We start from the raw sequence: 25,776 nt of genomic DNA, 5'->3' as shown, positions 1-25,776 counted from the left end.
CGAGGGCGGCACGAGGGCTGTTCCGGACCCCGGGGCACGCGTTTCGTTTTCCCTCGGTCGCATTTCCATGAAATCTTCCGGTCGCGCCGGACGGAGCCGATCAGGCGTTCCGGCGGCGTCGCGGACCGACAGTCAGGAAAGGCCCTCCATGTTCGGGCTCGGAAATCTCGCCAAGAAGCTGTTCGGCTCCGCCAACGATCGCAAGGTGAAGGCCTACCGGCCGCGGGTTGAGGCCATCAATGCCCTTGAGGCCGAGCTCGCGCTGCTGACCGACGACGAACTCCGGGCACGCACGGAGACGTTCCGCGCCAACCTGGCCGCCGGCACCAAGCTCGACGATCTGCTGGTCCCGGCCTTTGCGACCGTGCGGGAGGCCGCCAAGCGCGCGATCGGGCAGCGGCATTACGATGTGCAGCTGATCGGCGGCATGGTGCTGCACGAGGGCAAGATTTCCGAGATGCGCACCGGCGAAGGCAAGACGCTGGTCGCGACCCTGCCGGTCTATCTCAATGCCCTGACCGGCAAGGGCGTGCATGTCGTCACCGTCAACGACTATCTCGCCTCGCGCGACGCCGAATGGATGGGGCGGGTCTATCGCTTCCTCGGCCTGACCGTCGGCGTGATCGTGCACGGTCTCGACGACGAGCAGCGCAAGGTCGCCTATGGCTGTGACGTGACCTACGGCACCAACAACGAGCTCGGCTTCGACTATCTGCGCGACAATATGAAGTACGAGGTCGGCCAGATGGTCCAGCGCGGCCATCACTACGCGATCGTCGACGAGGTCGACTCGATCCTGGTCGACGAGGCGCGCACGCCGCTGATCATTTCCGGCCCGCTCGACGACCGCTCCGAGCTCTACAACACCATCGACGCCTTCATTCCGCGGCTGACCGCCAAGGAAGACTACGAGATCGACGAGAAGCAGCGCACCGCCTCCTTCACCGAGGCCGGCATGGAGAAGCTCGAGCGGACGCTGGCCGAGGCCGGCCTGCTCAAGGGCGAGAACCTGTTCGACGTCGAGAACGTGACCGTCGTCCATCACGTCAATCAGGCGCTGCGCGCCCATTCGCTGTTCCAGCGCGACAAGGACTATATCGTCAAGAACGACGAGGTCGTGATCATCGACGAATTCACCGGCCGCATGATGCCCGGCCGGCGCTATTCGGAAGGCCTGCACCAGGCTCTTGAGGCCAAGGAGCACGTCAAGATCCAACCCGAGAACCAGACGCTGGCCTCGATCACCTTCCAGAACTACTTCCGCATGTACGAGAAACTCGGCGGCATGACCGGCACGGCCATGACCGAGGCGGACGAGTTCATGGACATCTACCGTCTGGAAGTGATCGACATCCCGACCAACCTGCCGGTCCAGCGGATCGACGACGACGACGAGGTCTATCGGACCAACGAGGAGAAGTATCGGGCGATCATCCGCCTGATCGAGGAGTGCAAGGGGCGCGGGCAGCCGATCCTGGTCGGTACCACCTCGATCGAGAAGTCCGAACTGCTCGCCCATCTTTTGGTCAAGGCCGGTTTCCGCCAGGCCGACCCGACCGATCCGGCCGCCTTCCGCGACCTCTATGACGGCGACCAGAAGTCGACCACCGAGAAGGTCTTCACGGTCCTCAACGCCCGCTACCACGAGCAGGAAGCCGCGATCGTCGCGGAAGCCGGCATTCCGGGCGCGATCACGATCGCGACCAACATGGCCGGCCGCGGCACCGACATCCAGCTCGGCGGCAATGTCGACATGCGCGTGCGCTACGAGCTGAAGGACATGGCCGAGGGGCCGGAGCGGGACGCGGCGGTCGAGCGGATCAAGGCCGACGTGGCGCGGCTGAAGGACCAGGCGCTGAAGGCCGGCGGCCTGTTCGTGCTGGGCACCGAGCGTCACGAAAGCCGGCGCATCGACAACCAGCTGCGCGGCCGCTCCGGCCGTCAGGGCGACCCGGGCCATTCCAAGTTCTTCCTGTCGCTGCAGGACGACCTGATGCGCATCTTCGGCACCGACCGCATGGACGGGATGCTGCAGAAGCTCGGCCTCAAGGAAGACGAAGCCATCATCCATCCCTGGATCAACAAGGCGCTGGAAAAGGCGCAGCAGAAGGTCGAGGCGCGCAACTTCGACATCCGCAAGAACCTGCTCAAGTTCGACAACGTCATGAACGACCAGCGCCGCGTCGTGTTCGACCAGCGCGTCGAGCTGATGCAGGGCGAGTTCGTCCGCGAGACCACCGACGGCATGCGCCATGACGTGATCGCCGATCTGGTGCGCAAGCACATTCCCGAGAATGCCTATGCGGAGCAGTGGGATGTGGCCGGCCTGAAGGCCGAGGTCCAGGAGCATCTCGGTCTCGATCTGCCGATCGAGGACTGGGCCAAGGAAGAGGGCATCGCCGACGAGGAGGTGCAGGACCGCCTGACCAAGGCGGCCGACGCGGTCATGGCCGACAAGCTCGAGCGCTTCGGCGAGGGCATGATGGCCTATGTCGAAAAGGCCGTGCTCCTGCAGACGCTCGACCATCTGTGGCGCGAGCACCTGGTCACGCTCGACCACCTGCGCCAGGTGATCGGCTTCCGCGGCTACGCCCAGCGCGATCCGCTGAACGAATACAAGACCGAGGCCTTCACGCTGTTCGAGGCCATGCTCAACGGCCTGCGCCGGGCCGTGACCGGGCAGCTGATGCGGGTCGAGATCGTCCAGCAGGAACCCTCGGCCTTCCAGCAGCCGGCCCTGCCGCCGATGCAGGTGCATCATGTCGACGCGGCGACCGGCCGCGACGAGTTCGAGGGCGGCTATGGCCAGGCTCTGGCTCCGGCGGCCGCCGCGCCGCAGGCCGTCGGCATCGATCCGAACGATCCGTCGACCTGGACCAATGTCAGCCGCAACGCCGCCTGCCCGTGCGGATCCGGCAAGAAATACAAGCATTGCCACGGCGCCCTGAACGCCTCCGGCACCATGACGGCCTGACAGCGATCAAGCGGCCCGCGACGGTCGCCACCCGCCCGCAAGCGCCATGTCAGACAAGCGCCCCGCACCCGGACGGTTGCGGGGCGTCCTTTTGAGCCGCGCCCGCGCCGACCGCGTCAGCTGCCGATCCGGCCGATTGCGGCAACCAGAGCGTTTTTGAGATCATTTGAGCAATATTGCGAGCATCCTGGATCGCTCATCCGGTCGACAGGTTCACATTTTAACATATTAGACTTGCGCCTATCTCGGTAAGAACTGCTTTGAACTTCGGTGGCACGGTACCCGTCAGAACAACGGATGTGCGCCATGCGGAAATGCCGAACCGTCCAACCGCCGATCCGCCCTGTCTCTCGCCTGGTGCGGCATGGGGGCGGCAATGTCGTGACCACCTTCGCGCTCTGTGCACCGCTCATCATCGGGCTGGCGGGATACGTGGTCGACAAGGCGGTCTGGCAGGCGCAGCGGATCGCCTTGCAGGATGTCGCAGACACCGCGTCGCTGGCCGCGGCCCGGACGCTCGCCACCGATCCGTCGCGATCGCCCGCCGCACGCGTCGCCGCCGCCCAGGCCAGTGCCGCGAAGGTCGTGTTCGCGGCCCGGCCGGACTTGACGCCCTCCATCACCGTTGCCGCCGACGGCCGCTCCGTGACCGTGGGCCTGGCCGAGCGCGGCATGGTCAGTTTCGCCGGCGTCTTCGGAGCCCGGCCGGTCGACCTGCAGGTGGCGGGCCAGGCGATCGTGGATCGGAACGCCGAGACCGCCTGCCTGTCTTCCGGCGATCCCTCCGCCTCGCGCTGCGCGCCTGCGGCGAATACCGGTGATGTTGCGTCCCTGCGCGATGGCAAGGCGCGCGAGCGCATCCTGATGCCGATGACTCAACTGATCCCGTGAGGCGACCAAAGCCGGCCTGAAGTGGGACCGTCCGTCGGGCGGCGCGCGGTTCAGTCGCGCCCGGCCAACAGCATGTAGTTCACGTCGAGATCGCGGGCGTTGCGCGACCAGCGGTCCCGCAGGGGGTCGTAGACCACGCCGACCCGGTCGATGACGGTGAGCCCGGCGGCTTCGATCGGACGCGAAAGCTCTTCGGGGGTCACGAATTTGCGCCAATCGTGGGTGCCGCGCGGTAGCCAGCGCAAGACATATTCGGCGCCGACGATGGCCAGGGCGTAGGATTTCAGCGTCCGGTTGAGCGTCGCCATGATGAGCAGGCCGCCGGGCCGGACCATGCCGGCCACGGTGCGCACAAACAGCCCGACATCGGCGACATGCTCGACGATCTCCATGGCCAGCACCACGTCGAAGGTCGCGCCCGAGGCTGCGAGAGCCTCCGCGGTGGTTGCCCGGTAGTCGATCGCGAGCCCGGCCTCGGCGGCATGCAGCCGGGCGACCTCGATATTGGTCTCCGACGCGTCCGCGCCGACGACCGAAGCACCGAGCCGGGCCATCGGCTCGGACAGAAGCCCGCCGCCGCAGCCGATATCGAGCAGGCTCAGCCCCGCGAAGGCATCCGGCGCCTGGGCATCGCGTCCGAAGCGGGCCGAGACCTCCTGCTTGATGTAGCCGAGCCGGACCGGGTTGAACTTGTGCAGCGGGCGGAACTTGCCGGCGGGGTTCCACCACTCGGCGGCCATCGCCGAAAAACGGCGGATCTCGGCATCGTCGACGGTAGAGGCGGGGGCGGCGCTCATGATCGGTCCTTTCGGCTCGGCCGGGAGGGTAGTCCGCGGGCCGCCGGGGTCAAGGCGCTTGTCGCGAAACGCAACAACACCCGTGGATGTCCGGAGACCGGGCAGGGGCCGTTCAGATCACGCAGAAGCGTTCGACGGCGCGGATCGGCAGGCGGGCATGGGCAGCGCGCCGGTCGGAGACGCCGTAGGTCAACAGCAGCGCCTCCGCGTCGAGCGGCTGCAGGCCGCAGGCGAATTCGATGCCGCGGCGCTGGATGAAGAAGGGATCGCTGATCTCGATCAGGTCGAGCTGCGCATCGAGCAGCACGAACTGGTGCAGATAGTAGATCTTGCCATTGGCGCGCCGCGGCGCCTGATGGGCCAGGCTCAGATGGTGGCCGCGGAAGGGGATGAACGGCGTGCCGCCCCGGAGGGGGAATTCCTTCCCCGCTGGCGCATCGCCCTTGTGGGTGACGATGCGACCGGCTTCGAAGCGATGAATATGCAGCGGCGCCAGGCTTTGGACCAGGAACAGATCGTCGCCGGCGACCAGCGGCACCCAGTTCTTTTCGATCCGCGCGCCGCCTGGCGACGGGATCGGATGGGCCTCCACGATCCGGCCGCCTTCGATCCGGATCACGACCTGCTCGGCACGGTATCGCGTCGCATCGATCCATTGGACCCAGGCGCCCAGGCCCCAGATCGCGCCGCGCCAGGCGAAGAGACGAATGTCCTCGATCGCTCCCGGCCCCAGGGCCGCCTCGGCCAGCGAGTTGTCGAGACGCTGCCGGCGCGTGATCTGCAGATCGCCGTCGGTTTCGAACAGGATGTTGACGCTGGTCCGCTCCGACGGGTCACGATGGATATAGGTGCCGTCGTTCAGGCACAGGCTGTTGCAACTGCGGGCCAGCATCAGGAAGCCGGTCTCGGTGCTCAGGGCGGCCGTGTTGAACAGCGGGAAGGGCTCGTCGCAAGGCAGATAGTGCGGCGTCAGGTCGAACATGTCGCGCAGGACCGGCGTTGCGGCGACGATGCCGGCATTGACCTGCGCCTCCGCGGCGAGGGCTTCGCGTCTTGCCGCTTTCCGATCGGGCTTGTCAGTGGAAGGGGCGAAGAGCCTGCGGACCGACCGGACTAGACGAAAAGGCAACGATTCCCCTCCGATATCCTTGAGCCGCAAGGCGCGGACAGTAGCCCGGCCGTCGCATCTCGATCCAGCCCGTATGACGGCGGATTGCCCCGCATGTTGCGCCTCCCGGGCGGGTCCTGTATCAGCATCGCCGCGCCTCGGACGCCGTCCGACCGCGCATTCCGTTCCGATCTTCGCGAAGTGACCTTTCCATGGCCCGTCTGGTGATGAAGTTCGGCGGCACGTCCGTCGCCAATATCGAGCGCATCCGGAACGTGGCGCGGCATGTCAAACGCGAGGTCGATGCCGGCCATCAGGTGGCGGTGGTGGTCTCCGCCATGTCCGGCGTGACCAATCAGCTGGTGGCCTACTGCAAGGAAGCCTCGGCGCTGCACGACGCACGCGAATATGATGCGGTGGTGGCGTCGGGCGAACAGGTCACCTCGGGCCTGCTCGCCATCGTGCTGCAGGACATGGGCATCGAGGCGCGCTCCTGGCAGGGCTGGCAGATCCCGCTCAAGACCGACCGTCAGCACGGAGCGGCGCGGATCATGGAGATCGACGGCGAATTCCTGACCAGCCGCATCGCCGGCGGCCAGGTGGCCGTGATCGCCGGCTTCCAGGGCATCGCGCCCGACAACCGCATCGCCACGCTTGGCCGCGGCGGTTCGGACACCTCCGCTGTGGCGATCGCCGCCGCCATCAAGGCCGATCGCTGCGACATCTATACCGATGTCGACGGCGTCTACACGACCGACCCGCGCATGGTGCCGAAGGCCCGCCGCCTCGAAAAGATCGCCTTCGAGGAGATGCTCGAAATGGCCTCGCTCGGCGCCAAGGTGCTGCAGGTGCGCTCCGTCGAACTGGCCATGGTCAAGAAGGTCCGCACTTTCGTCCGGTCGAGCTTCGACGACCCGGCAGCGGTCGGCGTCGACCAGAACGGCAATCCCCCCGGCACCCTGATTTGCGACGAGGATGAGATCGTGGAAACCCAAGTCGTCACCGGCATCGCCTATTCCAAGGACGAGGCGCAGGTCTCGCTTCGGAACGTCGCCGACAAGCCGGGCGTCGCCGCCGCCGTGTTCGGCCCGCTCGCCGATGCCGGCATCAATGTCGACATGATCGTTCAGAACACCTCCGCCGACGGCTCGACCACCGACATCACCTTCACGGTGCCGAATGCCGATCACGACCGGGCGCGCGCGGTGCTCGACGCCGCCATGGCGAAGATCGGCGCCACCAACGTGCAGAGCTCGGGCGACGTGGTGAAGGTGTCGGTGATCGGCATCGGCATGCGCAGCCATGCCGGCGTGGCGGCCCAGTGCTTCCAGGCGCTCGCCTCCAAGGGCATCAACATCCGCGCGATCACCACCTCCGAGATCAAGATCTCTGTGCTGATCGACGCAGCCTATGCCGAACTGGCCGTTCGGACTTTGCATTCCGTCTACGGTCTCGATAAGCATTGAGGCAGATGCGCGGAGCGTGATCCGCGCCGGGGGACCGTCCGGTCGGGCGGTCCGGCCACCACCAGGGAGGGAGCTGACGATGCGGGGGTCCCTCGCGGCGCCGCGCGTGCTGCTCCGCCGCCTGCGCGAGGTGATGGCTGAGCCCATCAGCGCGCAGGAGCGGCTCGACAAGATCGTCGAGCAGATCGCCAACAACATGGTGGCCGAGGTCTGCTCGGTCTATGTGCTGCGCGCCGACGAGACGCTGGAGCTCTACGCCACCGTCGGCCTGAAGCGCGAGGCGGTGCACCATACCGCCCTCAAGGTCGGCGAAGGCCTGGTCGGCCTGATCGCCGCCGAAGCCCGCTTCCTCAACCTCGCCAACGCGCAGGTCCATCCGGCCTTCGCCTACAAGCCCGAGACCGGCGAGGAAATGTACAACGCCTTCCTGGGCGTGCCGATCCTGCGCGCCGGCCGGACCCTCGGCGTGCTCGTCGTCCAGAACAAGTCCCACCGGACCTACATGGACGAGGAGGTCGAAGCCCTCCAGACCATCTCGATGATCATCGCCGAGATGATTGCGGCCGGCGGCCTGGAGCCGCTCGCCCGGGTCTCCGGCGGCGCGCTCGACCTGCGCCGGCCGATGCAGCTCGAAGGCGTCGGCCTGTGCGACGGCGTCGCGCTCGGCCATGCCGTGCTGCACGAGCCGCGCGTGGTCGTTTCCGCGCTGATCGCCGACGATCCGAACCGGGAACTGGCCCGGCTGGAAGCCGCCATCGAGAAGCTGCGCATCTCGGTCGACGACCTGATCTCGCGCTCCGAGGTGGCGACGCCCGGCGAACATCTCGACGTGCTCGAAGCCTACCGCATGTTCGCCTACGATCGCGGCTGGGTGCGCAAGATGGAGGAGGCGGTCCGTAACGGCCTGACCGCCGAGGCCGCCGTCGAGAAGGTCCAGTCGGACACCCGCGCGCGCATGCTGCGCCAGACCGACCCTTACTTGCGCGACCGGCTGCACGATTTCGACGCGCTGGCCAACCGGCTCCTGCGCGAATTGATGGGTCGTCCGCACGGACCGACCGCCGGCATCCTGCCCAAGGACGCGATCGTCGTCGCACGCAGCATGGGCGCGGCCGAGCTGTTCGACTACGACCGCGAACGCCTGCGCGGCGTCGTGCTGGAGGAGGGCGCCACCACCAGCCATGTCGCCATCGTGGCGCGCGCGCTCGGCATCGCGGTGGTCGGCCAGCTGAGCGGGGTCGTGTCGCTGGTCGAGGTCGGCGACGCCATGATCGTCGACGGCGAAGCCGGGCTGGTGCATCTGCGCCCGCCTGCCGATGTCGAACATGCCTATGCCGAGAAGGTGCGCTTCCGCGCCCGCCGGCAGGCGCAGTACCGGCGCCTGCGCTCGCGGCCGGCGATGACCAAGGACGGCACCGACGTCCAGATGCTGCTCAATGCCGGCCTGCTGGTCGACCTGCCGCATCTCGACGAATCCGGGGCGGCCGGCATCGGCCTGTTCCGCACCGAGTTGCAGTTCATGGTCGCCTCCTCCTTCCCGAAGATGAGCGAGCAGGAGCAGCTCTACCGTCAGGTGCTGGTGGCGGCCGGCGACCGGCCGGTCACCTTCCGCTCGCTCGATATCGGCGGCGACAAGGTGCTGCCCTATGTGCGGGCGCTCGAGGAGGAGGAGAACCCGGCCATGGGCTGGCGCGCGATCCGCCTCGGCCTCGACCGGCCCGGCCTGCTGCGCACCCAGATCCGCGCGCTGCTCAAGGCTGCCGGCGATCGCGAACTGCGCCTGATGTTCCCGATGGTGACCGAGGTCGGCGAGTTCCTGCGCGCGCAGGCCATGGTCGAGCGCGAGAAGACCTTCCTGAAGCGCCACGGCCACCCACTGCCGGCCTCCGTCAAGCTCGGCGTCATGATCGAGGTGCCGTCGCTGGTCTTCCAGCTCGACGAACTGTTCCGCGTCGTGCATTTCGCTTCGGTCGGCTCCAACGACCTGATGCAGTTCACCATGGCGTCGGACCGCGGCAATACCCGCGTCGCCTCGCGCTACGACCCCTTGTCGTTGCCTTTCCTGCGCATGCTGAAGATCATCGCCGACAAGGCGGCCGAGCATCACGTGCCGATCACGCTGTGCGGTGAACTGGCCGGGCGGCCGCTGGAAGCCCTCGCCCTGCTGGCGCTCGGCTACCGCTCGATTTCGATGGCGCCCGCCTCGATCGGTCCGGTCAAGGCCATGGTGCTGGAATCCGATTTGTCGCGCCTGAGGGCGCGCTTCCTGAGCCGACTGGAACCGGGCCGCCCGCCCGGCGATCTGCGCCATTTCCTGCGCGGCTATTCGGAGGAACAGGGCATCCCGGTCTAGCGGGCCTTCCTGCCCACCCGCCCGCTCGCCCGCGTCCCGTGTTCCCGTTCCCGGCCAGACATGCTCCCTCGCGACAAACTCGATCAGTTGCTCGACCGCTTCGCCGTCCTGGAAGCCCGCATGGCGGGCGGGACGGATTCCGACAGCTATGTCCAGCTTGCCAAGGACTATGCCGAACTGCAGCCGGTCGTCGCCAAGGTGCGCGCGCTGATCGCCGCGGAGGCCGAGCGCGCGGGCATCGACGAACTGATCGCCGACCCGGCAACCGACGCCGAGATGCGCGCCATGGCGGAGGCGGAGCGGGCGGATGCGGCGGCGGCCGTCGAGGCCCTGGAGCGGGAGGTCGCCGTCCTGCTCCTGCCCAAGGACGCGGCCGATGAGATGAGCGCGATCCTGGAGGTGCGTGCCGGTACCGGCGGCGACGAGGCTGCGCTGTTCGCCGGCGATCTGTTCCGCATGTATGAGCGCCATGCCGCCCTGCACGGCTGGAAGGTCGAGGTGCTTTCGGCAAGCGAAGGCGAAATGGGCGGCTACAAGGAGATCGTCGCCTCGATCACGGGCCGGGGCGTGTTCGCGCGGCTGAAATTCGAATCCGGGGTGCACCGCGTGCAGCGGGTGCCGGCGACGGAATCGAGCGGGCGCATCCATACCTCCGCCGCGACCGTCGCGGTTTTGCCGGAGGCGGAGGATGTCGACGTCGAGATCAACGACGCCGATCTGCGCATCGACTATTTCCGCGCCTCCGGGGCCGGCGGCCAGCATGTCAACAAGACCGAGAGCGCGGTGCGGATCACTCATATCCCGACCGGCGTGGTCGTTGCCATGCAGGACGAGCGCTCCCAGCACCAGAACAAGGCCAAGGCCATGAAACTGGTCCGGGCGCGCATCTACGAGGCCGAGCGCGAGCGGGCCGCCGCTGCGCGGGCCGAGTCGCGCAAGAGCCAGGTCGGTTCAGGCGACCGCTCCGAGCGCATCCGGACCTACAATTTCGGCCAGGGCCGGGTGACCGACCACCGCATCAACCTGACCCTCTACAAGCTGCCGGAAATCCTGACCGGCGAGGCGCTCGACGAGGTGATCGACCCGCTGGTGACCGAACACCAGGCGAGCCTGCTCGCCGCCGACCAGGGCTGACGCCGTGTCCGGCGAGGCCGATCGCGCTGCGCCACCCGTCGAGCTTGCAGCCGGGATGCGCCTTGATGCGGCGGTGTTGGCCATGCGTCGGGCCTTTGCGGCGGCCGGATTCGAAACGCCTGATCTCGATGCCCGGCTGATCGCGCGCGGCCTGCTCGGGCTCGATCTGACCGGCCTCATCCGCGCCGCCGACCGGCAACTCAGCGCCGCCGACGCCGCCGCGTTGACGGATCTCGCGGGTCGCCGCCTGGCCGGGGCGCCGATCGCGCGGCTGTTCGGCGAGCAGGAATTCTGGGGCCTGCCGTTCCGCCTCGGTCCCGACACGCTGGTACCGCGCCCGGATACCGAGACGCTGGTCGCCGTCGCGCTCGACCTGCTGCGCCGGTCCGGCAACCCGGCGCCCGTCGTCGCCGATCTCGGCACCGGCTCCGGCGCCGTCCTGGCCGCGATCCTGACGGACTATCCCGGGGCCTTCGGCATCGGCACCGATCTGGCGGCCGGGGCGCTGGCGGTCGCAGCCGGCAATCTGGCCGCGCTCGGTCTCGCCGACCGCGCCGCGCTGCTGCGCGCGTCGTTTGCCGACGCCCTCGCGCCGGGACGCTTCGACCTGATCGTCTCGAACCCGCCCTATATCGCGCGGGCGGTGATCGGCGGCCTGGCGCCCGAGGTCCGGCTGCACGATCCGATTCTGGCGCTCGACGGCGGCGAAGACGGGCTCGATGCCTATCGCGCCTTGGCGGCGCGTTCGGCCGCGGCCTTGGTCCCGGGTGCGGCGCTCGCGGTCGAGATCGGCTACGACCAGGGCCGCAGCGTGCCGGATCTGTTCGCGCGGGCCGGCCTGACCCGAATCACGGTTGTCGCCGATGCGGGCGGAAACGACCGCGTTGTCGCCGGCTTTGCGGCGTGACGGGCCGCGCGCCGTCGGGCCGGCCGAACGCCGGCCGCATCTCGCTGGAAATGGCCGGATTTCCGGCCACGGCGTTGAAAATAGCCCTTGGAAAATCACGCGGGAGCCGCTAGGTTCACTCGCGCCGATACGTAACACCGGCGAACGGTTCACCGCATTCTCTACGGATCAGCGACTTTCCGGGCTGCCTCTTCAGAAGGTTTCTCGGGGGTGCAGCGAGGGACGTGTTCCGTAAGCGGTGTGAAGAGCGCAGGTCGCCGTTGGATCGACCGAAGTGGATCGACCGGATCTCGTCGAAAGATATGCCCAGGTTCGGACTGCTTCCGGGACGCGTTCCGTCGTGGATGCTTGTCTCGCACCGGCAGGCCTCGGGTCATCGAATTTCGGTCGCCGGGGGCGTCGTATCGGTATCGGATCGACGTTTCGGCCATGGCACGGGCCGGCGGCGACAGGAAAGATCGGCAGAGCGCCGATCATGACAAGGCCGACCGCGGATCGAACGATCGCAATTCCTGGTGTCGCGTGCGCGATGGCCAGGATCGCGAGAGCTTCGAAGCGGCGGATGGAATGGCCGGCCGATGCGCCTGCCGAAAGTCGTACCCGTAAGGCCCGGCCGACCCTCGCGTGGCGGCTTGGTCCATCCCGTCCGATCTCGGAGCATTCGCGAGATCTCATGCGGGCGGCGGGACCCTACTCTCAGTTCCCGGACGAGACCACGGTCAGATGAGACAAGGAAATCCAAAGCAGAGGATGCGGGGGCGGGGCAACAATAGCAACAACAGCAACCGCAAAGGCCCCAACCCGCTGACGCGGAGCTATGAGTCCAACGGTCCGGACGTAAAGGTCCGGGGCACGGCTCTGCATATCGCCGAAAAGTATGTCGCGCTTTCTCGCGACGCATCGGCAAGTGGCGACCGGGTGCTGGCCGAAAACTACATGCAGCACGCCGAGCACTACTATCGGATCATTGCAGCCGCGCAGGCGCAGCTGCAGCAGCCGATCACCATCATGCGCACCGACATCCAGTCCGAGGACGAGGACTACGAGGATGACGTGGATACCAGCGCGGACTTCCGTCCGACGCCGGCCGTGATCGAGCAGCCGCAACCCTATGTCGAGGATCTCGCGTCCCAGCCGCAGCCGGTGCTGCCGGAGCGGGCGCCCTACCAGCCGCGCGAGATGCGCGACGGCAATCGCGACCGCGACGGCCGCGAGCGGGAAGGACGCGATCGCGACGGCAACCGGGACCGGTTCGGTGACCGCCAGCGCCACAACGGCAGCGGCCGTCCGTATCGCGATCGCAACGATCGCGGCCCCGATCCGCGCGGTGAGCGTGGCCCGGACATGCGCGGCGAGCGCGGACCGGATCAACGCGGCGAGCGGGGTCCCGATCCGCGCGCCGAGCGCGGTCCCGACATGCGCGGCGAGCGTCCGGAAGGCCGCTACGAGCGGCAGGATCGGCCGGACCGTGGCCAGCAGCGCCCCTACGAACCGCGCTTCGAGGATCGCGAAGGCCGTCCGCCGCGCGAGAACCGGGAGCCGCGCGAGTTCCGGGGCGATCGCGAACCGCGGGAGAGCCGTGAGCCGCGTGAATATCGCGAACCGCGCGGCGAACGCCGTCCGGAACCGGCCTATGAGCCGCGCGGCGAGCGTCACGAGCAGCCGGTGGTCGAGGAGCGGGTGATTGAGCCCGTGGCGACCTCGGTCGTGGCCGCTCCGGTGGCCGTGGCTCCGGTCGTGACAGCGCCGGCGGTCGAGCCGGCCAGCGATCTGCCGCCCTTCATCACCGGGGCGCCGCGCGAAGCCGAAGCGCCGGTGAAGAAGCGTCGCACCCGCGCCGCTGCGGCGGCTCCGGCCACCGAGGCGACGCCCGCCGCCGCTCCGGCGGCGCCGCGCACGCGGACCCGCAAGGCGGTCGCCGTCGAGGCGGCGCCCGAGCCGACCGGGGCCGACGACTGAGCCTTTCGCCAACAGCGAAGACCGATATGAGACGGGGCCCGGATCGAACGATCCGGGCCCCGCTTGCTTTCGGGTGATGCAGCATGTCCGGCCGGGGCGCCACGGGCGGCGGGGATGCGGTCGGCCGTTCGATCCGGCAGGCGCCGGGGGTCAGAACGGCAATTCGGCAGTGCGTTGCGGCAGGTCCGCCGCCATCCTGTCGCCGACCGAAAGCGTGCCGCCGCGCGTGACACGGACATAGATGCCGAAATCGGTATGGCCGTAGAGGCCCATCAGGCTGCGCGGGATGGTCATGTCGCGTTCGCCGGTCGTCGGGTCGACATTGGTGGCGGCGCAGCGCTCGGTCCGTTTGACGCCCTCGAAGGCGACGCCGGCTGCCACAATCGTGCGGCCGACCAGGTCGAATTCCGACCAGGCCGGCAGGCCCTCGACATAGAGATTGGCGCGGAAGCGCAAGGGATCGACCGGCCGGCCGAGCTGGCGTTCCAGATCGCGCAGGCTGTCCAGATTGACGAGGTGCAGCACCTTGGCGGCGACGTCGGAGAAACTGTGGCCCGGAGCGGCCAGGATGCGCGGCGCCCCGCGCAGTTCGTCCGCGAAGCGCGCGGCCAGGAAGGTTTCGATGGCGGCGCGGCCTTCCGGCGTATCGAGCCCGCCTTCCGCCAGAAGGACGCCGTCTTCCGTGATGGCGAAATGCCGGCTCTCCGGATCGAAGCGGGTGCGCAACCGGGCCACGCCGGCATTCTTCATCAGCATCAGGAAGCGGATCTTCGGGAAATAGCCGGGATTGGCCGGGTCGAAGCCCGAGGCGCCGTTCTCGACCGCGAAGGCGCGGTCCCACGGTACGGTCATGCCGGGGGCGAGATCGGTGCGGTCGAGTGCCTCGGGCGAGAATCCCTTGACCGGATAGCGGTAGAGGCCGGCGATGCGCATCTCCATGGGCGGCTCCCAACTGTCGGTTCGTTCGGGTACGGGTGGCGGCCGGCGCCGTCAAGGCGGATGGCGCTCTGGCGGCCTTGAACGGAATGCAGGCCTTCTGCCGCACTTGAGTTCCGGGCGCGGCGGGGTAGGGTGCCGGCCTCGCCGGAGGGCGTCCGCCGATGTATCCCGCGCTGTTCCATCCCCAGGTCTACGAGACCGACATGCTGCCGCGCACGGTCTGGTCGGAGGGCGTCGCTCTGCCGGTGCCGAACCGGCTCGGCGCCTCGATCCGCACGGAGGTGGCGGTGATCGGGGGCGGCTATGCCGGCCTGTCGGCGGCCCTGCATCTGGCGCGCGACCACGGCATCGAGGCTGTGGTGCTCGATGCGGCGCCGATCGGCTGGGGCGCGTCGGCGCGCAACGGTGGCTTCGTCACCCTGCCGGCCGCCAAGGCCTCGGCCGAGGAGATCATCGCCCGCTACGGCGAGGCGGATGCCTACGGCTTCTTCCGCACGCAGGCCGACGCCATCGAGCTGGTCCGGCGGCTGATTGCCGAGGAGCGGATCGAGGCCGAGCCGCAAGGCGATGCGACCTACGAGGTGGCCCATGCGCCCTCGGCGGTCGCCGGCCTGCAGCGCACCGCCGAGATCTACCGCCACCGCTTCGGCCTCGATGCCGCCTTTCTTGGGCGCTGGGCCTTCGACGCCATCGGCCATGGCGGCACCGAGCAGCACGGCGCCCTGCGCCTGCGCGGCGGCTTCGGGCTCAACCCCTTGAAATTCCTGCTCGGCCTCGAAGCCGCGGCGCGCCGGCACGGTGCCGTCGTCCATGCCGACAGCCCGGTCCTGTCCTGGGCCAAGGATCGCGGCCGCCATATCCTGGAGACGCCGGACGGCCAGGTCTCGGCGCGCAGCGTGATCGTCGCCACCAACGGCTACACGCCCGACGACTTGCAGCCGGCGCTTGCCAACCGCACCATCCCGGCGCTCTCCAACATCGTCGTCACCCGGCCGCTGACCGAGGACGAACTGGCGGCGGAGGGCTGGCGCACGGTCTGTCCGGTCGCCAATGCGCGCAGCCTGCTGTTCTACTACCGCCTGCTGCCGGATCGGCGCTTCCTGTTCGGCGCGCGCGGCGGCACCTCCGGTTCGCCGCGCGAGGACAAGGCCATGCGGGCCTGGCTGGAACGGCGGCTGGGCGAGGTCTTTCCGAGTTGGAAAGGCATCGAGACGACCCATTTCTGGAACGGCCTCGTCTGCCTGACGGCGCGCCGCACCCCGGCCATCGGCCGGCTGCCGTCCGACCCGACGGTGCTCTACGGTTTCGGCTGGCACGGCAATGGTGTCAACACCGCCCCCTGGGCCGGCCAGGTACTCGCCCACGCCGTCGCCATGCGCTCCGGAGGCATGCTCGACCTGCCCGCCCCCTATCGCGGCCTGCCGATGAACCTGTTCGCCCCCGCCGTCCGCAAGCTTGCGCTCAAGGCCGCCTATCTCTGGTACGGCCTGACCGAACGGGGCTAGGGATCGAGAGCGTCTCCACAGAAGTGTTGACATTTCCGCCGGGTTGCAACTAGCTTGACCCATGAATGCGAGCGAGCTCAAACGCTTCCTCGCCCAGCGGGGATGCACCTTCGAGACCCACAAGGGCGGCTCGGGTCATGTCACCGTGCGGCTCGGCGACCGGGTCAGCCAATTGCCGATGCATGGCCGGGGCAAGGAGCTGGGCACCGGGCTCGTCAACAAGATCCTGAAGGATTTGGGGTTGAAGTGATGCTCGACTATCCGATCGAACTCGCACCCGACGACAACGGCACCATCCTGGTGACCTGTCCGCTGCTGCCCGAAGTGACCACCTTCGGCGAGACGGAACCGGAGGCGTGGCGTCACGCGCAAGAGGCCATCGAAGAGGCGATCGGCGCGCGGCTCGCTCGCTGGGACGACGTGCCGCTGCCGGACGGCTCGGTTGATCGCGGCGTTTCGGATCGCAAGGTGTCGTCGGTCCGCCTGCCGCTGCTGACCGAGATGAAGGTGCTGCTGTTCCGCGCCTGCCGCGAGGCCGGCGTCAGCCGCGCGGAGCTTGCGCGCCGCCTGGATTGGCATCGCGAGCAGGTCGACCGGCTGTTCCGGGTCGGCCATGCCTCCCGTGTGGACCAGTTCGACGCCGCCTTCGCGGCCCTGAAATCCGACTTGAAGATCGAGGTCGGCCACGCGGCCTGATCCCTTTCCGATCAGTCCAGGTCGAGCACCCAGTTCTGGCCGGTCATCTCGGGGCCGAAATCCGCATGGCGGCTTTCCTCGACGAGGCGGAAGCCGGCTTTCTCGTAGATGTGGCGGGCGGCGACCAGCGGGTCGTTGGTCCACAGGACGAGACGCCGATAGCCGCGGGCGCGCGAGAAGGCGATCGCCTCCTCGACCAGCCTGCGGCCGAGGCCGTGGCCGCGGGCATCGGGATGGACCAGCAACAGCCGCAGCTTGGCGGTGTCGGCATCGGCCCGCACGATGAACACCGAGCCGACGCGGCGGCCGTCCATCTCGGCGATCCAGCAATGCTCGGAGGCCGGGTCGAAGTCGCGCAGGAATTTCGCCAGGATCTCGGCGACCAGCGCCTCGAACAGCGGGGTCCAGCCGTAGTCGCGGGTGTAGATCTCGCCATGGGCCTGCAGGATCCAGCCCATGTCGCCGGCGCGGTGCGGGCGCAGCGTGATCTCGGGCGCCGGTCGCGTCGGTGCCAGCAAGGCTTCGACCCGCCCCATCGCGGCGACCAGGTCGGCGCGTTCGGCAGCCCCGAGGCCGTCCAGCATCTCGCCGATCTCACGTCGCGCCGCGGCCTGGATGGCGTCGAACACCGGCTGTGCAGACGGCTTGTGGGCGAGGATCTGCCGACGTCCGTCGGCCGGATCGGGCCGGCGCTCGACGAAGCCGCGCTCTTCGAGTGCCTTGAGCAGCCGGCTCAGATAGCCGGCGTCAAGGCCGAGCGTCTCGGCGACGAGGCCGGCCGTGGTCGTGCCGGCGACGCCGATCTCGTAGAAGACGCGGGCCTCGGGCAACGAGAGTGGACTGCCGTGCAGCCCCTCCGACAGGGCGCCGATGCGGGCGGTGTAGAAGCGGGAGAAGCGGCGGAAGGCTTCGATCTGCTCGGGAGCGACGGGTGCGGTCATCGGCGGCGATTTCCTCTTCGGCCGTTCGGCCTACGCCGCGATCCTGTCGATATGATTGCTTTTGTCAAGCATCTGAGCACGACGCCCTTCAGCCTGCCCTCCCGCCCGTCCGGCCGCCGGCGCCGGCCCCCAAGGACGCCTGCCGGAGCGCCATCGTAAAGCTCCTGATCCGACAGCCCCTTCCGGGTGCCCGGGCGACTTCCTATATCCCGTCCGACGGTCACGGCGGTGCGGCCCTTGCGGCGCATTTCGTGGCCAATCCAGTCACCCGTGACGCGGGGCACCGGGCTTCGGACGGTCCTCGCGGGCGAAGAGGGGGTCAGGCATGAATCCTGAGAAATATTCCGACCGCGTTCGCGGCTTCCTGCAATCGGCGCAGACCATGGCGCTGTCGCGGGGCCATCAGCAGTTCCTTCCCGAACATATCCTGAAAGTCCTGCTCGACGATCCGGAAGGCCTTGCGGCCGGGCTGATCGACCGGGCCGGCGGCCGGTCGCGCGACGCGCTCGCCGCCACCGAGAAGGCGCTCGAAAAGCTGCCGCGCGTGTCCGGCGGCAATGCGCAGATCTATCTCGCCCAGCCGACCGCCCGCGTCTTCGAGACTGCCGAGAAGATGGCCGAGAAGGCCGGCGACGCGTTCCTGACTGTCGAGCGCCTGCTCCTGGCGCTGGCGACCGAGAAGGAGACCGAGGCCGGCCGCATCCTGGCCCAGGCCGGCGTCACGCCGAATGCGCTCAACACGGTCATCAACGACCTGCGCAAGGGCCGCACCGCCGACAGCGCATCGGCCGAGAACCAGTATGACGCGCTGAAGCGCTATGCGCGCGACCTGACCCAGGCCGCCCGCGACGGCAAGCTCGACCCGGTGATCGGCCGCGACGAGGAGATCCGCCGCACCATCCAGGTCCTGTCCCGGCGCACCAAGAACAATCCGGTGCTGATCGGCGAACCCGGCGTCGGCAAGACCGCCATCGTCGAGGGTCTGGCGATCCGCATCGTCAATGGCGACGTGCCGGAAAGCCTCAAGGACAAGAAGCTGATGGCGCTCGACATGGGCGCCCTGATCGCCGGCGCGAAATATCGCGGCGAGTTCGAGGAGCGGCTGAAGGGCGTCCTGCAGGAGGTGACCTCCGCCGATGGCGGCATCATCCTGTTCATCGACGAGATGCACACGCTGGTCGGCGCCGGCAAGTCGGAAGGGGCGATGGATGCCTCCAACCTGCTGAAGCCCGCGCTCGCCCGCGGCGAACTGCATTGCGTCGGCGCCACCACGCTCGACGAGTACCGCAAGCATGTTGAAAAGGACGCGGCGCTGGCCCGGCGCTTCCAGCCGGTCTTCGTGTCCGAGCCGACGGTCGAGGACACCATCTCGATCCTGCGCGGTCTCAAGGAGAAATACGAGCTGCATCACGGCGTCCGGATGACGGACAGCGCGATCGTGGCCGCCGCGACCCTGTCGAACCGCTACATCACCGACCGCTTCCTGCCCGACAAGGCGATCGATCTGATCGACGAGGCCGGCGCGCGCCTGCGCATGCAGGTCGATTCCAAGCCCGAGGAACTCGACGAGCTCGATCGCCGCATCGTGCAGCTGAAGATCGAGCGCGAGGCCCTGAAGCGGGAGAGCGATCCGGCCTCGCGCGACCGGCTCGGCAAGCTGGAGAAGGAATTGGCGGGCCTCGAAGAGGAATCCGCCGCCTTCACGGCGCGCTGGCAGGGCGAGAAGGAGAAGCTGCAGTCGGCGACCAAGATCAAGGAAAGCCTCGACCAGTCCCGCCTGGAACTGGAGCAGGCACAGCGCCGCGGTGACTGGGCCAAGGCGGGCGAACTCGCCTATGGGGTGATCCCGGATCTGGAGAAGAAGCTGAAGGAGGCCGAGGTCAAGTCGGCCACCGCCATGGTGCAGGAAGAGGTGACGGCGGACAACATCGCCGCGGTCGTCTCGCGCTGGACCGGCGTGCCGGTCGACAAGATGCTCGAAGGCGAGCGCGAGAAACTGCTGCGCATGGAGGACGAACTCGGCAAGCGCGTCGTCGGCCAGCTCGAGGCGGTGCATGCCGTCTCGACCGCGGTGCGCCGTGCCCGTGCCGGACTGCAGGATCCGAACCGGCCGATCGGCTCGTTCATGTTCCTCGGCCCGACCGGCGTCGGCAAGACCGAGCTGACCAAGGCGCTCGCCGCCTATCTGTTCGACGACGAGCAGGCGATGGTGCGCATCGACATGTCGGAATTCATGGAGAAGCACTCCGTGGCCCGGCTGATCGGCGCGCCGCCCGGCTATGTCGGCTACGAGGAGGGCGGATCGCTGACCGAGGCCGTGCGGCGCCGGCCCTATCAGGTCGTGCTGTTCGACGAGGTCGAGAAGGCGCATTCGGATGTCTTCAACGTGCTGCTGCAGGTGCTCGACGACGGCCGGCTGACCGACGGCCATGGGCGTACCGTCGACTTCCGCAACACGCTGATCATCATGACCTCCAATCTCGGCGCCGAATATCTCGCCAACCAGCCGGAGGGCGAGGATGTCGACGCGGTGCGCGATCTGGTCATGGGCGTCGTGCGCGGCCATTTCCGCCCGGAATTCCTGAACCGTCTCGACGAGATCATCCTGTTCCACCGCCTCAAGCGGACCGAGATGGGGGCGATCGTCGACATCCAGCTCGGCCGGCTGGCCAAACTGCTCGCCGACCGCCAGATCGTGCTCGACCTCGACGGCTCGGCTCGCGCCTGGCTGGCCGAGAAGGGCTACGACCCGGTCTATGGCGCGCGGCCGCTGAAGCGCATCATCCAGCGTTTCGTGCAGGACCCGCTCGCCGAGAAGATCCTGGCCGGCGAGGTCCATGACGGCGAGACCGTCACGGTCACGGGCGGCACCGACCGGCTCCTGTTCCAGGTCGCCGCGCGCGAGATCAAGGCGGCCTGAACCATCGGCGCCTGAGAAGGACATCCGAGGCCCGGCGGGGACACCTGCCGGGCCTTTCCGCATCTGCATCCGGCTTGAGGCTTGCGCCCTTTCGTTGTAGGGGATGCGGATACGTCACGCGGACCCGGGAGGCGATCATGTCTGTACGTCGCGACTGCCCCGGCGCCGGCCACCTCTGAAGAGCGCACCGGTCTCGCCGATCCATCCGGCCCTGTCGTCTGCGCTTTCCGGCGCACGTTCGCACGCGTGACCCATGATCCTTGATGTTATTCCGGCCGTGGCCTCGGGCCCGGTCGACCCCGCATGTCCAAATTCAGCCCTTCAATCCGGTGTCTTTTCCTTCCGCGCGGTTGAACCCGCCCGGCACGCCCAGCCCGCCCGGCCCGCCACGGCCCGTGGAGCGGCGCATCCGTCTGTTCGAGACCCGCTGGCAGCCGACCATCCGGCAGCTCGCTACCGCGCAGGGCCGGATCGCCGATCTGGCGGTCAGCTTTCCGGCGCTGCTGTTCGCCCTCGCCCATCCGCGTCGCGGCCTCGACGTCCGGCCGGCCCTCAACACGGTGCTGGCCGGGGCCCCGCTCGCCGACATCGCGGCCGCCCTCGGCGTGCCGATGTGGCTGCGCCGGCTTCAGCCTTCGATGTTTCGGGCGCCGCTGCCGGCCCTGCCGGACGGTCCCCTCCTGCGCCATCGTATCGTCAACCACCTGCCGCGCCGCGCGAAATCGGCGGCGCAATGGCTTGAGACTGTCGCCGAGGCGGCGCGCTGGGGCGAGCCGGATTTCGTCGTCTGGTGCGCCCGCGAGGCGCCGACGGGTGCGAAGCCCGGCGAGCACGACATCTCCTATCTGGCGCTCTGGCACTTCTTCTCGCAGCGTCCAGAGACCCAGGCCGGAGGATGCGTCGACCGCCGCTGGGGCGAGGCGATCGGCTGGGACGCGGCCGTGACCGCTGCGCGTTCGTTCCGAATGACGGTCATGACCAAGGTTCTCCTCGGGGACATTCCGATAGCGGACCCCTGGCTCCAGCCCGCCACTGTCGGCGACTTCAAATTCCTCCCGCTCCTCAGCGCCGCGGCGATCATCGAGGAAGCCTCGGTCATGGACAACTGCGTTCGCGGACTTGCCGGCTCTGTCGCTTGGAATCGGTATCGGGTCTGGAGCGTCCACAGGAACGGCGAGCGACTGGCAACGATCGGCTTTGGGACCACGTCGCTCCATCCCTTCGTGTTCATCGATCAGGTCAAGGCAAAATCCAATCGCCGCCCCGATCCGGAGGTGTTGGCGGCGGTCCATGGCTGGTTCGAAGGCCTTCAGCAAATCCGAAGGGATACCTGGGGAAAGCGGAGCCCTGAGGTCAATGCCGAGCGGCCCAAGGTCTGGCGCGCGCTTTGGCGCCCCTATTGGCTTGAAAGGCGCCGCTTGCCGACATGGCTGCCCCTGTCCCCGAACGAGCGTCCCTTCGGCTTCTAGCGCAAGGCCCGACCGAAGCGCCCCGCTCTGATCGGAGAAAGCTTTTGCAAACAAGGGCATGCAAAGAATCACCCGATCCGTTCGGGCCGGCTGATGCTCTGACCGGTCGCAACGCCGGGTCGCGCTGGATGCGCGCCTCGGCCTTCATGCCGTTGTTGCGCTGCACAATAAGCTGCGACATCATGGAGCCTGCGCCGGGGGCGACGCATCGACGCCGCCGCCGGCGCCCCATCCGCCGATCCCGCAAGGCATCCCCATGTCCCTGGCCGACCGACTTCCGCATGCCGACACCGACCCGCGCCGCCATGGGTTCATCGAGGACGCCTTCGCGCTGGCGACCGGTACGCTGCTGGTCGCGTTCGGCTTTCACATGTTCAAGCTGGCCGGCCTCGCCACCGGCGGCACCGCCGGCGTCGCCTTCCTGATCCACTACGCGACCGGATTGCCGCTCTCGGCGGTGTTCTTCGTCGCCAACCTGCCCTTCTACGCCTTCGCCTGGATGGCGCTCGGCCGCACCTTCACCGTCCGGACCTTCCTGGCGGTGGCGATCCTCTCGGTGGAGACGGCGCTGCTGCCGCGGGTGGTTACGATCAGCGCGGTCGAACCGGTCTATGCCGCCGTAATGGGCGGCCTTCAGATCGGTGTCGGCATGCTGGTGCTGTTCCGCCACAAGGCCAGCCTCGGCGGTTTCGGCGTCATGGCGCTCTGGCTGCAGGAAACGCGCGGCTGGCGCGCCGGCACGGTGCAGATGGCGCTCGACGCCGTCGTCGTGACCGCCGCCCTCTGGGTGCTCGATCCCCTCCGGATCGCCCTGTCGATCCTCGGCGTCGTCGCCCTCAATCTCGTCCTGGCCATCAACCACCGCCCCGGCCGCTACAACGGCTTCTGAGCGGGGGCTACGGGTGCCGGAGTCCGTCCCGGTTCATCGCACGGCACCCGAAGCGTGCGCCCAACGCAGAATCCCATCGCCGATCACCATGACCCCTCAACCGGGCCCCCTTCTCCCCCATGGGGGAAGGGTAAAGAGCCGCCGGATGGGGCGCATCTGCATGATCTCCCAAGAGGTTATCCCCTTCTCCCCCCAAGGGGGGGAGAAGGTGCCCGAAGGGCGGATGAGGGGGACGGTCGGTCGGTCCGCAGGAACGGCCGTGGTCCGAACCGTGGGCTTCGAGCCTGTCGCTGCACCCACCCCCTCATCCCGCCTTCGGCGACCTTCTCCCCCCTTGGGGGGAGAAGGGGAAGGAGCCGCTGGGTCGGGGCGCGTCTGCGTGATCCCCCAAGAGGTTATCCCCTTCTCCCCCTCGGGGGAGAAGGTGCCCGAAGGGCGGATGAGGGGGCGTTCCCAAAACCGGCCCAGACTCTCGGCCCAACGCCGATGTCCCGAAAGCCCCAACCCGTCAGTTCGACTGGGCGACCTTCGAGGCCGAGCGGTTCATCAGCTGGTCGACATGCTCGCGCTCGCGACGGAACTCGGCCAGCATGGTGCCGGAGAGCTCCTTGCCGCGCGGCAGGCGCACGCGCATCGGGTCGACGGCGACCTGGTTGATATAGACTTCGTAGTGCAGATGCGGGCCGGTCGACATGCCGGTCGAGCCGACATAGCCGATCACCTGGCCTTGGCGCACCCGCGAGCCCTTTTCGATGCCCTTGGCGAAGCCCGACATGTGGCCGTAGCCGGTGCCGTAGCCATTGTTGTGGCTGAGCTTCACGAAGCGGCCGTAGCCGCCTTTCCAGCCCGCCTCTTCGACCACGCCGTTGCCCGAGGCGAGGATCGGCGTGCCGGTCGAGGCGGCCCAGTCGACGCCGGTATGCATGCGGTAGTAGCCGAGGATCGGGTGGCGACGGCCGCCGAAGCCGGAGCGGAACACGCCGCCGTCCATCGGCTTGCGCATCAGGAACTTCTTCGCGCTCTTGCCGGTTTCGTCATAGTAGTCGACCGTGCCGTCATCAGGAGAACGGTAACGATAGAAGCGCTTCCACTGTCCGTTGATGCTGATCGAGCAGTATAGAATCTCGCGGACCGATTTCGGATCGTTTTCGTCTTCGAGCGAATAGAAGACTTCCATGCTGTCGCCCTGCTTGACGCGGCCGTTGAAGTCGACATCGTAGCTGAAGATATTGACCAGGTCCTTGATGCTGGCCGGCGGGATCTGGTTGTCGAGCGCGGTCTGGTAGAGGCTCTCGTAGAGGCTCGGCACGCTGCCGGAGGCGACGGTCTCCTCCTCCTCCTCGATCGCGTTCTCGTTCACGTCCGGTTCCTGGGCGGTGACGAAGCCGCCTTCGTCGGACAGCGCGACGGTGACGATATGGGTCGCCTGATTGTAGATCGAGACGCGGACCGGTTTCAGCTTGTTGGTCTGGTCGATCTTGGCGAGGCCGAGCCGCAGGCGGCTGTTGCCGTCCAGGTTCTTCAGTTGGAAGGTCTGGGTCAGCGCCTTCAGGATCTCGGCGGTCAGCTTGTCGTCGGCCTGGTTCTCCTTCAGCACCGACTTCAGCGAGTCCGCATTGATGATCGGCACCAGCTTTTCGTCGAGGCCGTTGCCGGTCGCGGCGCCGCCGCGTTCGGCCTCCGACTTGGCGAAGAAGGAGACGTTCTCGGGCGTGATGCGCAGGGCCATCGCCGACGCCAGGCCCGGGCTGCCGAAGCTCGCCTCGATCCGCTCGGAATCGGACACCATCGGGAGCGCTGCCGTCTGCACGCTGCCGTCCGACAGGAAGCGGGCCTGATCGCGCACGATCCGCTCGACCTCCATGGAGGTCATGGTCACGTCGGGGTCGAACAGGGTCGAGTCGGCGGGGAAGTCGCGGGTCCGCAGCGCCACCTCGCCCTCGACCTTGGCGTCGTAGAAGGCCGGGTTGCGGGCGCCGGAGGCCTTGCCGGAAAGAATGTCGGTGTCGGCGAAGACCTTCAGCGGATTGTAGGCCGGAATGTTGGCCCGCGCCTCGGACCGTTTCAGCGTCAGAGAGGCGGACACGCGCACGAACGGGCGCACGCGGATCAGATCCTTGTCGCCGACGCGCGTCATGGTCGAGAGGTTGAGCACCTGGCGCGCCGCGAACTGGTCGGACGCCACCTTGAGCCGGTCACCCTTGACGAGCACGCCTTCGCGCCGGACGCCGACCATCCGGTCGGCGGCGGCCTCCGCATTCGGCGGCGGCTGGTCGACCGGATTGGCGGCGAGGCTGTGCTGGCCGTCGAGCGCGACGATCAGGGCGCCGCCCATCAGGAAGGCAGACGTCATACCGGTCAGCACGGTCCCGGTCAGCCAGCGCAGCGACACCTTGCGACGATCGAACGGCGTGCCGCTGCCGTCGGCACGCAGCGCAGGCTCCGTGCCGAGGTCGATTTCGTCGTCCGTCATGGACCGGTGGCTGTGCATCGTCTCCGTCGGCCGATTCCGGTTGGCCCCGCCCGCGAGAAGCCCGCGGCGGTGGGCGCCAAAGTGCACCTTCGGGCCGAATCCGTCAACGAAGTCGCGGGATCGGCCGGTTCGGCGCATGTCATCGGCTGCGAATGGGGCAAAAGTCGGAAGCGGCGCGCCGGAAAGTCGGCCGGACGGTTATCCACAGGCGTCGGACCCTTCGTTTTCCGCGGTTTTGCGGAGGGGCACCGGAAAATCGAAGAAAATCGAAAGCCGGCTGTTGACACCCCGGGGTGATGGGCTTAGAACCCGGCTCACCAACGAGGGCGGCGGCGCTGCACACGGCAGCGGGCTT

The 25,776-nt window shown here is 68.1% G+C and carries 18 protein-coding genes; 13 read left to right on the top strand and 5 right to left on the bottom strand.

What is annotated here, in order from left to right; translation table 11 throughout:
- Nucleotides 1-148: 148 nt before the first annotated feature.
- Together secA and KL771_RS14710 are read left to right on the top strand one after the other, a co-directional pair.
- Nucleotides 149-2,974, top strand: a complete 2,826-nt coding sequence (gene secA / locus KL771_RS14715; RefSeq protein WP_261969312.1) for a preprotein translocase subunit SecA — start codon at nt 149-151, stop codon at nt 2,972-2,974.
- 381 nt (nt 2,975-3,355) lie between these two features.
- Entirely contained in the window at nt 3,356-3,865 is a 510-nt protein-coding gene (locus KL771_RS14710) for a pilus assembly protein TadG-related protein (protein WP_261969311.1), read from the top strand.
- Between the two features lie 50 nt (nt 3,866-3,915).
- Here KL771_RS14710 and ubiG read toward each other — a convergent pair whose 3' ends face one another.
- Together ubiG and KL771_RS14700 are read right to left on the bottom strand one after the other, a co-directional pair.
- Nucleotides 3,916-4,662, bottom strand: a complete 747-nt coding sequence (gene ubiG, locus KL771_RS14705; protein WP_261969310.1) for a bifunctional 2-polyprenyl-6-hydroxyphenol methylase/3-demethylubiquinol 3-O-methyltransferase UbiG — start codon at nt 4,660-4,662, stop codon at nt 3,916-3,918.
- Nucleotides 4,663-4,774: 112 nt separating this feature from the next.
- Entirely contained in the window at nt 4,775-5,791 is a 1,017-nt protein-coding gene (locus KL771_RS14700; RefSeq protein ID WP_261969309.1) for a hypothetical protein, read from the bottom strand.
- Between the two features lie 191 nt (nt 5,792-5,982).
- Between KL771_RS14700 and KL771_RS14695 the strand changes: the two genes are divergently transcribed.
- The 5 genes from KL771_RS14695 (at nt 5,983) to KL771_RS14675 (ending at nt 13,589) form a co-directional block, all read left to right on the top strand.
- Nucleotides 5,983-7,236, top strand: coding sequence for an aspartate kinase (locus tag KL771_RS14695; protein WP_054359162.1), 1,254 nt, complete (start codon nt 5,983-5,985; stop codon nt 7,234-7,236).
- Nucleotides 7,237-7,315: 79 nt separating this feature from the next.
- Nucleotides 7,316-9,589: a phosphoenolpyruvate--protein phosphotransferase gene (gene ptsP, locus KL771_RS14690; protein WP_261969308.1), complete on the top strand. Its 2,274-nt coding sequence runs from the start codon at nt 7,316-7,318 to the stop codon at nt 9,587-9,589.
- 60 nt (nt 9,590-9,649) lie between these two features.
- The gene (gene prfA / locus KL771_RS14685) at nt 9,650-10,723 is read left to right on the top strand and encodes a peptide chain release factor 1 (protein WP_261969307.1); all 1,074 of its coding nucleotides are present in this window, start codon (nt 9,650-9,652) and stop codon (nt 10,721-10,723) included.
- An 82-nt stretch (nt 10,724-10,805) separates the two neighbouring features.
- Complete coding sequence (gene prmC, locus KL771_RS14680) at nt 10,806-11,630, top strand: peptide chain release factor N(5)-glutamine methyltransferase (RefSeq protein ID WP_261969306.1); 825 nt, start codon at nt 10,806-10,808, stop codon at nt 11,628-11,630.
- Between the two features lie 723 nt (nt 11,631-12,353).
- A complete protein-coding gene (locus KL771_RS14675) occupies nt 12,354-13,589 on the top strand; it encodes a DUF4167 domain-containing protein (protein ID WP_315901500.1) in 1,236 nt (411 codons plus the stop codon).
- Nucleotides 13,590-13,739: 150 nt separating this feature from the next.
- Here KL771_RS14675 and KL771_RS14670 read toward each other — a convergent pair whose 3' ends face one another.
- Nucleotides 13,740-14,528, bottom strand: coding sequence for an MOSC domain-containing protein (locus tag KL771_RS14670; RefSeq protein ID WP_261969304.1), 789 nt, complete (start codon nt 14,526-14,528; stop codon nt 13,740-13,742).
- 161 nt (nt 14,529-14,689) lie between these two features.
- Between KL771_RS14670 and KL771_RS14665 the strand changes: the two genes are divergently transcribed.
- From KL771_RS14665 to KL771_RS14655, 3 genes are all read left to right on the top strand, one after another.
- Nucleotides 14,690-16,033 (top strand): NAD(P)/FAD-dependent oxidoreductase, encoded by a 1,344-nt coding sequence (locus KL771_RS14665; RefSeq protein ID WP_261969303.1) that lies wholly within the window; start codon nt 14,690-14,692, stop codon nt 16,031-16,033.
- Nucleotides 16,034-16,094: 61 nt separating this feature from the next.
- The gene (locus tag KL771_RS14660; RefSeq protein WP_261969302.1) at nt 16,095-16,283 is read left to right on the top strand and encodes a type II toxin-antitoxin system HicA family toxin; all 189 of its coding nucleotides are present in this window, start codon (nt 16,095-16,097) and stop codon (nt 16,281-16,283) included.
- Nucleotides 16,283-16,729, top strand: coding sequence for a type II toxin-antitoxin system HicB family antitoxin (locus KL771_RS14655; protein ID WP_261969301.1), 447 nt, complete (start codon nt 16,283-16,285; stop codon nt 16,727-16,729). The genes KL771_RS14660 and KL771_RS14655 overlap by 1 nt, the downstream gene beginning before the upstream one ends.
- 11 nt (nt 16,730-16,740) lie before the next feature.
- Here KL771_RS14655 and KL771_RS14650 read toward each other — a convergent pair whose 3' ends face one another.
- Nucleotides 16,741-17,670: a bifunctional helix-turn-helix transcriptional regulator/GNAT family N-acetyltransferase gene (locus tag KL771_RS14650; RefSeq protein ID WP_261969300.1), complete on the bottom strand. Its 930-nt coding sequence runs from the start codon at nt 17,668-17,670 to the stop codon at nt 16,741-16,743.
- A 325-nt stretch (nt 17,671-17,995) separates the two neighbouring features.
- Between KL771_RS14650 and clpB the strand changes: the two genes are divergently transcribed.
- The 3 genes from clpB (at nt 17,996) to KL771_RS14635 (ending at nt 22,948) form a co-directional block, all read left to right on the top strand.
- Nucleotides 17,996-20,590, top strand: a complete 2,595-nt coding sequence (clpB, locus tag KL771_RS14645; RefSeq protein ID WP_261969299.1) for an ATP-dependent chaperone ClpB — start codon at nt 17,996-17,998, stop codon at nt 20,588-20,590.
- A 395-nt stretch (nt 20,591-20,985) separates the two neighbouring features.
- Complete coding sequence (locus KL771_RS14640; protein WP_261969298.1) at nt 20,986-22,059, top strand: hypothetical protein; 1,074 nt, start codon at nt 20,986-20,988, stop codon at nt 22,057-22,059.
- Between the two features lie 256 nt (nt 22,060-22,315).
- The gene (locus KL771_RS14635; RefSeq protein ID WP_261969297.1) at nt 22,316-22,948 is read left to right on the top strand and encodes a YitT family protein; all 633 of its coding nucleotides are present in this window, start codon (nt 22,316-22,318) and stop codon (nt 22,946-22,948) included.
- Nucleotides 22,949-23,456: 508 nt separating this feature from the next.
- On the opposite strand, the gene KL771_RS14630 is transcribed toward KL771_RS14635, so the two are convergent.
- Nucleotides 23,457-25,421 (bottom strand): M23 family metallopeptidase, encoded by a 1,965-nt coding sequence (locus tag KL771_RS14630; RefSeq protein WP_261969296.1) that lies wholly within the window; start codon nt 25,419-25,421, stop codon nt 23,457-23,459.
- Nucleotides 25,422-25,776: the final 355 nt, after the last annotated feature.

It is taken from the genome of Prosthecodimorpha staleyi, assembly GCF_018729455.1.
Taxonomy (GTDB): domain Bacteria; phylum Pseudomonadota; class Alphaproteobacteria; order Rhizobiales; family Ancalomicrobiaceae; genus Prosthecodimorpha; species Prosthecodimorpha staleyi.
Note: the sequence above shows the minus strand (reverse complement) of the source record. Positions and strands in the feature narration are given on the sequence as shown.